Source organism: Rubellimicrobium roseum (assembly GCF_006152145.1).
GTDB classification, from domain to species: domain Bacteria; phylum Pseudomonadota; class Alphaproteobacteria; order Rhodobacterales; family Rhodobacteraceae; genus Rubellimicrobium; species Rubellimicrobium roseum.
This window is the reverse complement of record NZ_VDFV01000074.1, coordinates 1-13,382: the sequence shown is the minus strand read 5'-3', so window position 1 is coordinate 13,382 and position 13,382 is coordinate 1. Positions and strand designations below refer to the sequence as shown.

At 69.6% G+C, this 13,382-nt stretch carries 11 protein-coding genes and 1 pseudogene; 3 read left to right on the top strand and 9 right to left on the bottom strand.

Annotated elements, in window-relative coordinates; all coding sequences use genetic code 11:
* Window positions 1–382 precede the first annotated feature (382 nt).
* The 3 genes from FHG71_RS21710 to FHG71_RS21700 all read right to left on the bottom strand — a co-directional run bounded on the left by FHG71_RS21710 (window position 383) and on the right by FHG71_RS21700 (window position 2,401).
* Complete coding sequence (locus FHG71_RS21710) at window positions 383–718, bottom strand: hypothetical protein (protein WP_139083787.1); 336 nt, start codon at window positions 716–718, stop codon at window positions 383–385.
* A gap of 167 nt (window positions 719–885) precedes the next feature.
* Window positions 886–1,794, bottom strand: coding sequence for a LysR family transcriptional regulator (locus FHG71_RS21705; protein WP_139083786.1), 909 nt, complete (start codon window positions 1,792–1,794; stop codon window positions 886–888).
* Between the two features lie 226 nt (window positions 1,795–2,020).
* Complete coding sequence (locus FHG71_RS21700) at window positions 2,021–2,401, bottom strand: winged helix-turn-helix transcriptional regulator (RefSeq protein ID WP_139083785.1); 381 nt, start codon at window positions 2,399–2,401, stop codon at window positions 2,021–2,023.
* A 101-nt stretch (window positions 2,402–2,502) separates the two neighbouring features.
* Here FHG71_RS21700 and FHG71_RS21695 point away from each other — a divergent pair, with 101 nt between their 5' ends.
* On the top strand, window positions 2,503–3,615 hold the full coding sequence (locus FHG71_RS21695; protein ID WP_139083784.1) for an NADH:flavin oxidoreductase: 1,113 nt from the start codon (window positions 2,503–2,505) through the stop codon (window positions 3,613–3,615).
* Window positions 3,616–4,004: 389 nt separating this feature from the next.
* Here the strand turns inward: FHG71_RS21695 and FHG71_RS21690 are convergent, their stop codons facing one another.
* The 4 genes from FHG71_RS21690 to FHG71_RS21675 form a co-directional block, all read right to left on the bottom strand.
* On the bottom strand, window positions 4,005–4,742 hold the full coding sequence (locus tag FHG71_RS21690) for a calcium-binding protein (RefSeq protein WP_139083783.1): 738 nt from the start codon (window positions 4,740–4,742) through the stop codon (window positions 4,005–4,007).
* Between the two features lie 243 nt (window positions 4,743–4,985).
* Entirely contained in the window at window positions 4,986–5,693 is a 708-nt protein-coding gene (locus FHG71_RS21685) for a response regulator transcription factor (protein WP_139083782.1), read from the bottom strand.
* Window positions 5,694–5,696: 3 nt separating this feature from the next.
* Window positions 5,697–7,343 (bottom strand): sensor histidine kinase, encoded by a 1,647-nt coding sequence (locus tag FHG71_RS21680; protein ID WP_139083781.1) that lies wholly within the window; start codon window positions 7,341–7,343, stop codon window positions 5,697–5,699.
* Between the two features lie 152 nt (window positions 7,344–7,495).
* On the bottom strand, window positions 7,496–8,035 hold the full coding sequence (locus tag FHG71_RS21675; protein ID WP_139083780.1) for an EF-hand domain-containing protein: 540 nt from the start codon (window positions 8,033–8,035) through the stop codon (window positions 7,496–7,498).
* A gap of 499 nt (window positions 8,036–8,534) precedes the next feature.
* On the opposite strand from FHG71_RS21675, the gene FHG71_RS21670 reads away from it, so the two are divergent.
* Both FHG71_RS21670 and FHG71_RS21665 read left to right on the top strand, forming a co-directional pair.
* Window positions 8,535–10,193, top strand: coding sequence for a response regulator (locus FHG71_RS21670; RefSeq protein WP_139083779.1), 1,659 nt, complete (start codon window positions 8,535–8,537; stop codon window positions 10,191–10,193).
* 190 nt (window positions 10,194–10,383) lie between these two features.
* Window positions 10,384–10,725: a hypothetical protein gene (locus FHG71_RS21665; protein ID WP_139083778.1), complete on the top strand. Its 342-nt coding sequence runs from the start codon at window positions 10,384–10,386 to the stop codon at window positions 10,723–10,725.
* Window positions 10,726–10,951: 226 nt separating this feature from the next.
* Here FHG71_RS21665 and FHG71_RS21660 read toward each other — a convergent pair whose 3' ends face one another.
* On the bottom strand, window positions 10,952–11,839 hold the full coding sequence (locus FHG71_RS21660) for an EamA family transporter (protein WP_139083777.1): 888 nt from the start codon (window positions 11,837–11,839) through the stop codon (window positions 10,952–10,954).
* A 146-nt stretch (window positions 11,840–11,985) separates the two neighbouring features.
* Window positions 11,986–12,171 (bottom strand): annotated as a pseudogene (locus FHG71_RS24450) (IS5/IS1182 family transposase); the annotation flags it as partial.
* Window positions 12,172–13,382: the final 1,211 nt, after the last annotated feature.

Here is a 13,382-nt window from a genome sequence, read left to right as displayed (position 1 = left end):
TGCATCTGCTTGAGCATCCATTGCGCGGGCTTGTCGGCCCAGCGGGCCTGTCGCGTAGAGCCGATGATGAGGGCGATCTTGGGCTTGGTTGCCATGAGGGAAACTCTTGAAGCTGCGGCCCTGGGGCCGAGGTTGGGGTCGGGCCGGCCCATCCGCTGGGCATCGGCGTAGCGGCAAGTGAGGATCGGAAGAGGTCGCCGGATCGGAACGCCGCGTCTCCACGGGGAGACGGTCAGGGACGCCCCGGTGCGTTTCGTGCCGTCAGGAGGTCTGGATGCGACGATGAAGAGGCCTTCAGCCGGGGCCTCCGAGAGGCTGCATCCGTGGGGCGTCGAACGACCCGCGTCCCACGGATGCCATGCTCGCCACCGGAGGCTCGCCCTCAGTTGTCGATCCTGATGACCTGCCGGGCGACGGCCTGACCATCGACGAGAAGAACGGCCACGACCTTGTCGGTCGAGGACGGCGTGAGCGAGACCTTCACGTCGGTGTTGGCACCGGCCCGCACGACCTTGGAACCCAGCAGACGCCCTTCCCGGCCGGCATGGTAGTCATAGACCTCCACGAGGCCGTTGTCGCCCGCCACGACGGTGCCGAGCTGGATGAGGGTCTGGGAGCCCTGCACCTCGGAAAGACCGAAGGTGTTGCTGGCCGAGGCCGCGCCGGCGCCGGCGCCGAGCAGAAGGCCGATCGCGAGGGAGGAGAGGAGCTTCGTCATGATGTGTCCTTTCATGTGCCGGGTGTGCCCATGAACTACTTCTGGACAATCAGGCGCAGAAGACCGCCATTCTGGATGCCGCGTCTCCATGCAGAGACAATCATCCGGCCCCGCCGAGACGATCATCGGGCTGCCGCGGCGTGGATCACCGGTCTGGAGAAGCCGTCCTACAGAGGGAACGCCCTTCGGGGCACCTCCGCCGCGAGATGGTCGATCAGGGCCCGAACGGCCGGCACGAGCTGCTTTCGGGACGAGAACACGGCATGGATAATCCCGAAGGCCGAATGCCACTCGGGCAGGAGATGCACGAGCTGGCCAGAAGCGATGGACGCCCGCGCCGCGTGCTCGGGCAGATGCGCCACGCCCACGCCGGCGAGCGCGGCCGCGCGCAGGACATCGAAGCTCGTGCAGATGAGGCGGGGCCGGTGCTGGATGGTGCGGGTCTCGCCACCCGGGCCGATCAGGTCCCAGTGGACCTCGTCGCGCTCTCCGTCCATCGAAAGACAGGGCAGCTCGGTAAGGCGGTCGATGGTGATCTCGCCCTCGACGGCGGCCAGGAGCGCGGGGCTGGCGACCAGCACGAGGGTCGACCGGCCGAGGGCGCGCACGATCAGGTTGGGATCCGTGTCGAGGCTCGCCCGGGCGCGCAGGGCGATGTCCACGCCGTCCTCCACCAGATCGGCCCGGCGGTTCAGCACCTTCACCTGCACGCGCACCTTGGGGTGCCGGGACAGGAACCCGGGCAGGATGTCGATGAGGAGGTCCTGGATCAGCCCCTGCGGGCAGCTCACCCGCACCATGCCGTTGGGCTCGGCCTGGGCACGTGCGGCCACGGCCTCGGCCGCCTCCGCGCCGGCCAGCATCGCCTCGACCTGCTCGTAGACGCTCTGTCCCACATCGGTCAGGCGAAGCTGCCGCGTCGTGCGCTCAAGGAGCCGGATGCCGAGCCGCTCCTCCAGAAGCGCCACCCGCTTGCTCAGCGTGGCCTTGGGCAGGCCGGTCGCCCGCGCGGCGGCGGAGAAGCCCTGATGCGTGGCCACCGCATGGAAGAAGGCAAGGTCGTTCAGGTCCTGCATGGGGCCGCCATCCTGTCCCGTGTCGATGGGCTCGGACGATGATCGTTCCACCAGAGAGACGCAACTCGGCCAAGGGGAGGGAGATTTCTGCTCAGGCAAGCTGCGTGACCCGGGCGATACCCCGTCCCTGATGACTCCTACCCGGATGTGTCATCGGGACAAGCGCAGCGTCACTGATGGGGCGATGGATGTCGCTGTCCGCGTCCGCTGACTCCCGCACCCCGCCTCATGACGCCGGCGCGCTCGCAGCCATCGTTCCGTCGAAGGCATTCCGGGCGCGCTCCACCTCGGGCAGGTTCTCGGCCGTCCAGGCGTAAAGCGCCCTGAACGGGACCTGCAGGCTGCGACCAAGGGGCGTGATCGCATACTCCACCCCCACGGGGGAGGTCGGGATCACGCGACGCGCGACCAGGCCGTTGCGCTCCAGCCGGCGCAGGCACTGGGTGAGCGCCTTCTGCGTCACGCCTTCCAGGCGCCGCCTGATCGCGTTGAAGCGCTGCGGCCCGTCATCGAGCACCGCCAGCACCATCATCGACCACTTGTCGGCGATCTGATCGAACAGCACCCGGTTGGGGCAATCCGCCGCGAAGCGCGGGCAAGGGGACATCAAGGTTTCCTCCGGTATACCTAGGCGACTTCAGGTGCCTCATTGACACCAAGTATACACTATATACCTCAGGCCTCCCGATCGCAAACCGGAGCCTGTCCGTGACCACTCCCTCCACCGATGCCCTGTTCCGCCCCTTCCGCCTGGGCCCGCTCGATCTTCCGAACAGGATCGTCATGGCGCCCATGACGCGCTCAAAGGCCCCCGAGGGCATCCCTGGCCCGGCCAATGCCGCCTACTACCGCCGCCGCGCCGAGGGCGACGTGGGCCTGATCCTGTCCGAAGGCACCGTCATCGACCGCCCCTCGTCGCGCAACGACCCCGGCATCCCCTTCTTCCACGGCGAGGCCGCGCTCGCGGGCTGGCAAGGCGTGATCGACGCCGTTCACGCCGCGGATGGCCGAATGGGCCCGCAGATCTGGCACACCGGCTCGACCTTCTCGGGGTGGGAGCCGCCCGAGCCGGTCGAGAGCCCCTCGGGCCTGCTCGCGCCCGACAAGCCGCGTGGCCGCGTCATGACCGAGGAGGACATCGCCGACACCATCGACGCCTTCGCCCGCGCCGCGACCGACGCCCGGCGCCTGGGCTTCGACGTGGTCGAGATCCACGGCGCGCATGGCTACCTCATCGACGAGTTCTTCTGGGCCGGCACCAACCTCCGCACCGACGGCTGGGGCGGGGCGACGCTGCCCGAGCGGTCGCGCTTCGCCGTCGAGGTGGTCCGGGCCGTCCGTGCCGCGGCAGGTCCCGACCTTCCCGTCATCCTGCGCCTGAGCCAGTGGAAGCAGCAGGACTTCACCGCACGGCTCGCCGCCACGCCTCAGGAGATGGAGGCCTGGCTCGTGCCCCTGGTCGAGGCCGGGGCGGACGTGCTGCACTGCTCGCAGCGCCGCTTCTGGGAGCCCGAGTTCCCCGAGGTGGACGGACCCGAGGGCCTCAACTTCGCGGGCTGGGCCAAGAAGCTGACAGGGGCGGCCACGATCAGCGTGGGCTCGGTCGGCCTCACGGGCGAGTTCATCGCGGCGTTCGGCGGTGAAAGCTCCAAGCCCGCGAGCCTCGAAGGGCTGGTCCGGCGCCTGGAGCGGGAGGAGTTCGATCTCGTTGCCGTGGGCCGCGCGCTGCTGGCCGATCCGGCTTGGGTGCGCAAGGTTCGCGAGGGCGCGACCGAGGAGTTGCGCGACTTTTCCCCGGCCGCGCTGGCCGAGCTGGCCTGAGCAGGGACTGCCCTCAGGCAACTGCTCCGGTGAAACCATCGTCGCGGTTGAGGGGCTCTGGAGGATGTGGCCCCAGGTTCCAAAAGCCTGGGTCCCGCTCCTGACCGGTGCGCCCCGGCCGGACGCTGGCTTCCCCAGCCAGTGCTCCGGCCCGGGGCGCAGATCCGCAGCATGTGGCATCGCCAAGCCTCGGTGGTCGCGATCGCACGTCCGAGGTCGTCTCCCTTGCTGCCGATTGCGGACGCACATGCGACGCCTTCCAGATGGGGCAACCGCGGTTCATCCTCCCTGATCTCTCGGTCTCGCAGTCACGATGCGGCTGACATGGCCGGCCGAGGCGTCCTCAGGCGCGGATGCCACGCAGCCACGTCGACCGACACCCAGGCCGCTCAGAAGATGAAGTCGTCCGGGTCGAGGCCGGAGCGGCGCTCGTCGAGGAGCGTCAGCGTGCCTTCCTCGAAGCGGAACACCACGTTCGAGCCGCTCTGCACCGCCCGCGCCATCGCCTGGCCGAAGCTGTTGACGGAGGCGAGGGCCGACAGGTCGAGGTCGTCGTCGCCGCCCTCGAAGTCGAGGATGCGGTCCTTGCCGCCGTTGAAGACGAACCGGTCCGCCCCTTCGCCGCCCGCCAGCGTGTCGTGACCGCTGCCTCCGTTCACCACGTCGTTGCCCTCGCCGCCCGAAAGGCGGTCGTTGCCCGAGCCCCCCGTCATGACGTCGTTGCCCTCGCCGGCCACCAGAGTGTCGCGGCCGGTGCCGCCGGACATGCGGTCATCGCCCGAGCCGCCTTCCAGCCGATCCGCCCCGGCGCCGCCGTTCAGCACGTCGTTGCCCTCGCGCAGGCGGATCACGTCGTTGCCGTTGCCGCCATGGGCGCGGTCGTTGCCGCTCTCGTCCGTGATGCGGTCGTTGCCGTCGCCGCCCCACAGGCGGTCCTCGCCCTTGCCGCCCAGGACCGTGTCGTGGCCGGCGCCGCCGTAGAGCGAGTCCTCGTCGTCGTTGCCTTCGATCCGGTCGTTGCCGCCCTTGCCCTGGATGAGGTCGGCGCCGTCGAGGCCACGGATGACGTCGGCCAGCGACGTGCCGTTCAGTCGGTTCGCGCTGCCGGTTCCGGTGATGGTCGCCATGGTGGGGATGCTCCCTGTCGAGTTGCGCTCGGGTCTGCCGGGGGCTGGCGGGGATGGCCGGGGGTCCGGGGCAGACGCGCCCTTGAGAGCCGGGCGCACGGGTCGCGGCAAGCTCGGGGCCGGGCCGCCGCCGTGTTCTTCGCAAACTCTAACTTGGCTCTTGCCGTCCTCTCAACCTGACGGGGCGGCCGATGGCTGGCGGGTCATGGGACGGGGGCTCGCGCCGGCCCGGGAACGTTCCCATCAGCCATCGGCCGCGTCGTCCGGCCGGTCCGGGCCGGGGCCGATCCAGTAGCCCGCCCCTCGGGCGGTGTGGATCAGCGGCTGGGCCCTGCCCTCGTCCACCTTGCGGCGCAGGTAGCGAACGTACACATCGACCACCTTCGTGCCCGGGTCGAACGTCAGGCCCCAGACATTGTTGAGAAGCTGGGTCCGGCTCAGAACGACGCCCGCGCTCTCCATCAGGCAGCGCAGCAGGGCGTACTCCTTGGGCGTGAGGTCGATGGAGCGTCCGCCCCGCGTCACGGCCCGCGTGGCCGGGTCGAGCGTCAGGTCCGCCACCTGGAGGCGCGATTCGTGCCGCTGCATCTCGCTGCGGCGCAGGAGGGCCTCGATCCGCGCCACGAACTCGTCGAACGAGAAGGGCTTGGTGAGGTAGTCGTCGGCCCCGGCGCGCAGGCCGCCCACCTTGTCGCCCAGGGCGTCCCGCGCCGTCAGCATCAGGATGCGCGATCCGACCCGCTCCTGCCGGAGTTGGCGGCAGATCTCGGCTCCGTCCATGTCCGGCAGCATCCGGTCCAGGATCAGCAGGGGATAGTCGTTCTCGCGCGCCATGTTCAGCCCCTGCACGGCGGTTCCCGCCGTGTCGATCACGTGGCCCTCGGCCTGAAGGCCGCGCTTGATGAAGCTCACGATGCGGGGGTCGTCCTCGACCAGAAGGATGCGGGCCATGGGTCAGGGCGCCAGAGGAAGCCGGAAGGTGACGACCGTGCGCTCTTCGGCGCTGGCGATGTCGATAGCGCCACCGTGGGCGTCCACGATCCATTTCGCGATGGGAAGGCCAAGGCCGCTGCCCTCGGTGACGCCGCGCTCGGTGCGGCCGCGGTAGAAGCGGTTGAACACGAAGGGCAGGTCGGCCTTGGGGATGCCGGGGCCGCGGTTGCCGACCCGGAGGCGGGCTTCGGGTCCCGACCGGTCCAGCTCGATGTCGATGCGGCCGCCGGGGCTCGAATACTTCACGGCGTTGTCGAGGACGATGAGGACCGCCTGCGTCAGCCGCCCGGCGTCGCCCTCGACCCGCAGGATGGTCTCGGGCAGGCGGGCGTCGAGTCCGAGCCCCCTCTCCTCCGCGAGGATCTCGGCGTCCGCCAGGGCGATCTCGATCACCTCCTGAAGCACGAGCGGCTGCATCTCGAAGCGCACGGCGCCGACCTCCGCCCGCCCGAGGAACAGGAGGTCCTCGACCAGGCGCCCCATCTGCTGCGCGAGCTGGACGACGCGCCCCAGCGTCTCGCGATGCTCCTCGATGGTGCGGGTCCCCCGAAGCGCCACCTCGGCCTCGCCGCGCAGCACGGTCAGGGGCGTGCGCAGTTCGTGGCTGATGTCCGCCAGGAACAGCACCCGCATGCGGTCGAGCCTCTGAAGGCGCTCGTTGGCCTCCTCGAGCTCCGCCGTGCGCTGCGAGATGATGCCCTCCAGCCCTGCCTGCCGGTCCCGGACCTCGCGCTGCTGCGCCTCGAGCTGGCCGGCCGTCCGGTTGAACTGCCGGGCCAGGGCCGCGAACTCCTCGGGGTGGCTGTCGCCGATGCGATGGCCCAGGTCACCGCTCCCGATGGCGCGGGTCGCCGCGATGAGGTCCTGGATAGGACGGGTCAGCGCTCCAGCCAGGCGCGCGCCCGCCAGCGCCGAAACCAGAATGGCTCCCAGGATGACCGAAAGCACGAACGCGATGATCTGGCCTTCCAGCCGGTTCGTCCGCATCTGGAGCTGGCGCAGCTCCGCTTCCTCGTCCGCCAGCGCGGCCGCGATCTCACCGTCGAGCTCGGCGCTGAAGCCCTCCTCGATGGCGTCGCGGAACAGCGCCACGGCCCGTTCCTGCTGGCCCTGGTCGCGCAGGAACAGCAGCCTCTGCGTGGCCAGGTCGATCTCCTCGAAGAGCGACCTGACATGCCGGATTCGCTCCTGCTCGCCGGCCTCCTCGGCACGCTCCTCCTCGGAGCGGACGAAGTCGACCTCCTGGTCGGTGAGCTGCGACAGTTCGTCGAGGACCTCCTCCACGCTCTGGCGCGCGGCCAGGAAGTCGTCGAGCTCGGTCCGGCCCAGCAGGAGCAGCTCCGCGACGTTCTCGGAGTAGCGGTTGAGATGCGACGACAGCCGCAGCACCGTCTCCAGCTGCTCCTGGGCCAGCCGGTTGCGGTCGAAGTAGTAGTCGATCCGCTCAACCCCGAACCAGGTCGCGACGCCGCTGGCCAGGAGTGTCAGCGCGACCACCACCTGGTGCAGCGTGATCTTCGCCCGGATGCTCAGACGCCGGCGGAACTCGCGGCTCAGCAGGCTCGACCATCCGGCCCCGGTCCAGCGTGATGACACGTCCTGTTGCATGGATGGTCTCCGGTCGGTTCGCGATCGTCGCCTTGCTCATCGGCCGAGACGACGTCCAACCATGGCACTCCTGGACACCTGATGAAAAGAAAGAGGCCAGCATCACTGGCCTCCCGCTCTGGGTTCCGACCGACGTTGGCGCCGGCTAGGGCTCAATCATCGTCCCGGTCATCGTCATCGTCATCGTCATCGTCATCGTCGTCGTCGTCACGATCATCGTTCCGGTCGTCATCCCGATCGTCACGGTCGTCATCCCGGTCATCCCGGTCGTCGTCACGATCATCATCCCGGTCGTCACGATCACCATTCCGACCGTTGCTGCGGGTGTCGTCATCACGACCATCACGATCATCGTTCCGGTCGTCACGATCATCGTCCCGGTCGTCACTCCGACCGTTGCCGTTCCGGTCGTCGCCGCGATCGTCGTTCCGGCGATCGTCGCGATCGTCGTTCCGGCCGTCGCCGCCCGCGCGCACCTCGCTCCTGGACACCACACCGTCGCCATTCCGGTCGTTGGCGAGAATGACCCGACCTCGCGACCCGAAGACATAGCGCAGCTCCGCCTCGCTCAGGACGCCGTCCGCGTCCCGGTCGATGTCGTTGAACCGTACCTCCTGTGCGAGCGAGGATGAGGCACCGAACAGAAGGGCCGCTATCAGGGCCGGAGCGGCGACCGTTTTGAACTTCGTCATGAAAGCCTCCCAAAGGCTGATGGGGTCAGTCCGAGACGCGTTTGCGCGAGCCGGGTCCTCGGTGCGAGGCCATTCAGGGCTTCTTTCCGAATTCTAATCGGGCTCTCTCCGAACTCTTCATCTTGGCGAGTCGACAACGGCTCTGCGGCACGGACCGGCTGCCGTTCGGGGCTCCCCTTCCCTGGGCGGACCTGTTCCCCATCGCACCGGATCGTCAGCGAGCCGCGACGCCTCGTCGAAGGCTGGCCAGCTCCGGGTCCTGCAGGTCGGCGGTGTCGGTCGGCTCGGGCCGGCGACCAACCCGGACGCGCGGGACGAACCCATTTAAGCCCTTCGTCCAACAAAGCCGGGCCCCGCTGCACCAGCGTGGCATTCCGGCATCGACCTGAGCGAAAGAGGGCCGTCCCTTGCCGCGCGGCAGTTGTCTCACAGGTTAGAAGACAACCATAGCGAGAGGAGCCCGCCCATGGTGGATGACCAGCCTTCCGGAACTGCCCCGATGTCGGAACCGGGGCCCACCTTCCTGACCGGTGGTGGGACCTGCGGTGCCCTGATCGCGTCCCGGGACTGGTCGCGGACGCCGCTGGGGCCTCTTCACGCATGGCCCTCCGCCCTGCGGATGTACGTCTCCATGGTCCTGCGCTCGCCCGCTCCCATGGCTCTTCTCTGGGGCCAGGACGGCATCCTGCTCTACAACGACGGATATATCGGGATCGCCGGGGCCCGGCACCCGGCGGCTCTGGGCTCGGGCGTGCTGGAGGCCTGGCCTGAGCTGGCGGAGTTCCACGCCTCCGTGCTGGCCACGGTGCGGGATGGCGACGTCCTGTCCTACAAGGACATCGAACTCCAGCTCGAGCGCCACGGCCAGCCCGAGGCGGCCTTCTTCAACCTCGACTACTCGCCGGTGGCGGACGACGCGGGCCGGCCCGTGGGCGTGCTCGCCGTGGTCGCCGAGACCAGCGAGGCCGTGCGCGGCCGCAGGGCCGTCAAAGAGCGCGCCGACGCCGAGCGCCGGCACGACGCCCAAACCCTCGACCTGCTCGGCCAACTCACGGGCGGCTTCGCGCACGACTTCAACAACCTGCTCATGCCCATCGTGGCCGGGCTCGACATCGTCCGGCGCAAGGTCCCGGACGAGCGCTCGCAACGGCTTATCGCCGCGGGCCTGCAAGGGGCCGAGCGGGCCGCCACGCTGGTCCAGCGCCTTCTGGCCTTTTCCGGCCGGCAGATGCTCCGGCCCAGACCGGTCAGCCCGGCCGGCCTGGTCGAGGGCCTGCGCGACTTCATCGACCAGAGCGCAGGGCCAGGGATCGAGGTCCGGCTCGAAGTGCCGCCCGACCTGCCTGCCGTGGTCGTCGACCCGGGCCAACTCGAGGTGGCGATCCTGAACCTTGCGGCCAATGCCCGCGAGGCCATGCCGGCGGGGGGGCGCATCACGATCGCCGCCGAGCTCGTGGACACGGACGAGGATCCCCTGCCCGGGCTGAAACCGGGGCGCTACGTCAGCATCGCGCTCTCCGACACGGGCACGGGCATGGACGAGGCCACGCTCCGGCGCGCGGTCGATCCCTTCTTCACGACAAAGAGCCCGGGCCTGGGCACGGGCCTCGGGTTGTCGATGGTGCATGGACTCGCCCTGCAGTCGGGCGGGCTCTTCCGTCTTCTGAGCGAGAAGGGCCGGGGCACGGCGGCCGTGATGTTCCTGCCCCTGGCGCAGGAGAGTGCGGACGCCGGGCACGCCGGCGAAGAAGCGCGCCGCCCCTTGGTCCTGCTGGTCGACGACGAGGAGATCGTGCGGCTGTCCATGGCCGAGGGGCTCCGCGAGATGGGCTACGACGTGGAGGAGGTCGGAACGGCGGCGGAGGCGCTGGAGGCCGTGCGGACGGGCTTCGTCCCCGATGCCGTGGTGACGGACCACGTCATGCCGGGCATGCTGGGAGCCGATCTGGCCCGTGCGCTTCGTGAACTGCGACCCAAGCTGCCGGTGCTGATGATCACGGGCTATGCTCAGCTCACCCCGGAGCAGACGCAAGGCCTGCAGGTGCTCGCCAAGCCCTTCCGGCAGGCTGATCTGGCAAGCCGGCTCGCGGCGCTGCTGACCGAGCAGGCGGACAACGTGGTCCCGCTGCGCCGATGGGGCGGTGCCTCGGCCCAGTAGCCGGTCAGGCCGCCCCCTGGTCGCGAAGAACTCGTGGCGCAACTTGGGCGTGTGCCATATTGTTGTCGTTTGCCTAACGGTTGCGGCTCCTGTAGCCGGATTGGGCGCCAGGGAGGTCCCAATCATGGTTCATCACGCGACATCATCCCACCCTGTCGCAGGGCCATCGGCGGCGTGGGACCTGTGGTCGATGGTCGATCGCGACAGGACCGTCTTGCACGGTATCGTCCGGGTCGAGCCGGCCAACCTGAACCGGCCGTCGAGCCGCCCCGTGTCGAAGGTCGTGGCCCGCCTGGCCCAAGAAAGATCAAGGCGCGCCGCGCTCCCGAAGGTCGCGCGACAGGAGGCCCTGGGTGACCTGGATCCGGCGTTGCTCGGTCTGCTGCACTTGGCCTCGGGCGTCTACGAGCCTTCCGCCGAGGTGAAGCACGTGCTCGCGACAGCGATGAGTTCGAGCACACAGGCCGCAACTCCTTCCGAAGCGGGCCGATCACCGTTCAGGCCATGTGACGCAGCCTCTCCCATCCCCTGACAAGAAGCGCCCATCACGGCCAAGAGCGTCCGTTGGACGCCCCCCTGCGGACACGACGGGGCTGCTGCCCGGGTCGGCGACGTGAGCGCGACCGGTCCTTCCTGAGGATTCGTCCTGCGCCAGCCCACCACCATCCTGTGGGCGCCGCTCGGACGGGGATCGCCGTGGGAACGGAGCCGGAGCCATGGAGGACGGCCAGACCTGCGGGGGCCGCAGGGCAGCCTTCTCAGCTTGCAGCCACCTGCCGGGACCGCCACAGGGGGTACAGCACGCCAGCCGCAAGGCCGCCGATCACCAGCGCCGCGGCGGCGAGCTTCCATGCTGGCAGGGGCTCACCCAGCCACAGGGCCGAGGCGCCCAGGCCGAAGACGGGGATCAGAAGCGCCATGGGCGTGATGGCCGCCGCCGGGTGGCGCGCCAGCAGCCAGCCCCAGGCCGCGTAGCCGAAAAGCGAGTTGGCCACCGTCTGCCAGACCACCGCGCCCCAGGTCGCCGCATCCGCCGCCGCGAGCCCGGCTTCGATGGCGGGCCGGCCTTCGAGCAGGAGCGACAGACCCAGGAGCGGCGGAAAGGAGAAGAGGCTGCCCCAGATCACCACGGGCAGGAGGTCGCGGGCGCCGCTCGCCTTGGCCACGAGGTTGCCGCCGGCCCAGGACAGCGCGGCCAGCAGCACGAGCGCGAGCCCGAAGGGCGTGGTCGTTCCATCCGTGTTCAGGGCGATCACGACGACGCCCGCGGCCGCCACGGCGAGAGCCACGAACTGGTAGGCCCGCACGCGCTCGCCCATCCACCACACCGACAGCCCGATGGTGAGGAAGACCTGCATCTGGATGACGAGCGACGCGAGGCCGGGCGAGATGTGCCCCCGCATGGCCACGAACAGGAGGCCGAACTGCCCCGCCCCGATCAGGAGGCCGTAGGCCGCGAGGCTCCCCCAGCCGATGCGGGGCCGTGGGACGACCAGGATCAGCGATGCCGCCAGCAGGAAGCGCAGGCCCGCGAACAGGAGGGGCGGCAGGTCGTCGAGACCGATCCGAATGACCACGAAGTTGGTGCCCCAGACGGCTGCCACGAGGAGCGCGAGGGCGAGATGGGGCGAGGGCACGCGGTACATGCGGGCTTGTTGCAGCCTTGCCTGTTGCTCGCAAGCACCCACGTTCTTTCGAAGGGAGGTCTGGCGTCTCCCCCTAAGTTTGGCGCCGGTTCAAGCACATGAAAGACGAAGGCGGACCTTCGGCCGGCTGCACCTGACGAAACCGTCCGATCGGGTCGAGGCCGCTGCGGGCGCATCCCGGGAGGGCGAAGGCGACGTGGACGGCGGCGCGCCGCTCGCGAGCCGGGCTCCGCGTCCAGGGTGGGCGCCAACGGGAGGCTGCGGTGCCGGTTGGCCGGGCTCAGCCGGACCCCGAGTGGCGTGCCCCGGCGGTCGACCACAAGGAGACGCTTGCGTCGTCCGCCGTGCCGTGATCCGGCGGGGTCAGTCCCCCTCGTCGCTACGGAGGCGTCCGTCCGGTGCCCGGCATCCCCAGGCACTCGAGCCGCACGCAGTGAAGCCGGACCCGAACCCCGCCCTCCTGCCAGTCCTAGCCAGTCAGGACGGCTCGGTCGCCGCACGGGAGTCGCCCGCCCTTGGGCTCAGTGGTTCGGAGGGCGGCCGCGGCGCCAGAGCCACCCACACCTCGCCCGTCACAAGGGGCCTTCTCCTGGCCCCTCAACGCTCAGGGCCCGAATCCGTCAGGTGATCCAACGCACGACCTCCCCACGGGCACATCCTTGGCGCAAGCAGACCGCCGCCCTGACTCATCCGGCTGAAACGACGGATGCAGATTGGGAAGCGAGCGCTCGGGCCTTTCCCGCAGCACCATCGCTCTCGTTTCCGGTCGGGTATTTGAACCCACATCAGCAGGTTGGGTGCGTCTCGAGTTCCACACCACCCATGTCCCGCCCGTTCAGGCCTCCCGAAGACCTGCGTCCACGGCTTCCGCTAGACGGTCCCCGCCGACCTCCGGGCCGTCGTCCGCAAGATCGAGATCCGGCGCTCGCTCCACCCGCCAAGGCCGAGGCCCGCCACGCCGGGCAGAAGCACAAGCAGGCCTTGGTCCGGCAGGCTATGCGAGCCCGGCCCCAGCCCCGCACCACGACAAGGGCCCGAGCGACAGGACGGAGAGACACGTACCGCATGGTCCTGAGGCGGCCTTTCACGATGGGCCGGCGCAAGCTCCGCATCGGGCAGGACCCGGCTGCGGAGGTCGCGGTCAAGGCCCGGAAGGCCAGGCGAACGCGCTCCTCACGCCCGGGGCCGGAGACGATCCGGTGCTCCGGGCGGGACATGTGGGCAGAAAGGTGCGGGAGACGGTCGGGATTACGGTCGGGATCACGGTCGGGCGGGCCCAGCCCGATCACGCATGACGCTGCTTTTTCAAGAGGAACGCATCACGCCATTTGACCAACTCTCGCGGGCCTCTATAGAACATAAGGTGAACAAGAGCCCGAGAGGTGTCCGTGAGCCGCGCCGATCTCCTCGCGTCCCCCGCCGCCGAGCCGCGCCCCATCCTGCGCGAGCTCTTCGCCCCGACCCCCACCGATGGCGCCGCAACAGGCTTTCTGCTGTGCGGCCTCGGCCCGGCGCGCGGGCCGGTGCTGTGGGTGCAGGACCG

Excerpts from the sequence above, each read along its gene's own strand:
- FHG71_RS21710 (WP_139083787.1), bottom strand. The coding sequence starts at position 718 with ATGACGAAGCTCCTCTCCTCCCTCGCGATCGGCCTTCTGCTCGGCGCC.
- FHG71_RS21705 (WP_139083786.1), bottom strand. The coding sequence starts at position 1,794 with ATGCAGGACCTGAACGACCTTGCCTTCTTCCATGCGGTGGCCACGCAT.
- FHG71_RS21700 (WP_139083785.1), bottom strand. The coding sequence starts at position 2,401 with ATGTCCCCTTGCCCGCGCTTCGCGGCGGATTGCCCCAACCGGGTGCTG.
- FHG71_RS21690 (WP_139083783.1), bottom strand. The coding sequence starts at position 4,742 with ATGGCGACCATCACCGGAACCGGCAGCGCGAACCGACTGAACGGCACG.
- FHG71_RS21685 (WP_139083782.1), bottom strand. The coding sequence starts at position 5,693 with ATGGCCCGCATCCTTCTGGTCGAGGACGACCCCCGCATCGTGAGCTTC.
- FHG71_RS21680 (WP_139083781.1), bottom strand. The coding sequence starts at position 7,343 with ATGCAACAGGACGTGTCATCACGCTGGACCGGGGCCGGATGGTCGAGC.
- FHG71_RS21675 (WP_139083780.1), bottom strand. The coding sequence starts at position 8,035 with ATGACGAAGTTCAAAACGGTCGCCGCTCCGGCCCTGATAGCGGCCCTT.
- FHG71_RS21670 (WP_139083779.1), top strand. The coding sequence starts at position 8,535 with ATGTCGGAACCGGGGCCCACCTTCCTGACCGGTGGTGGGACCTGCGGT.
- FHG71_RS21665 (WP_139083778.1), top strand. The coding sequence starts at position 10,384 with ATGGTCGATCGCGACAGGACCGTCTTGCACGGTATCGTCCGGGTCGAG.
- FHG71_RS21660 (WP_139083777.1), bottom strand. The coding sequence starts at position 11,839 with ATGTACCGCGTGCCCTCGCCCCATCTCGCCCTCGCGCTCCTCGTGGCA.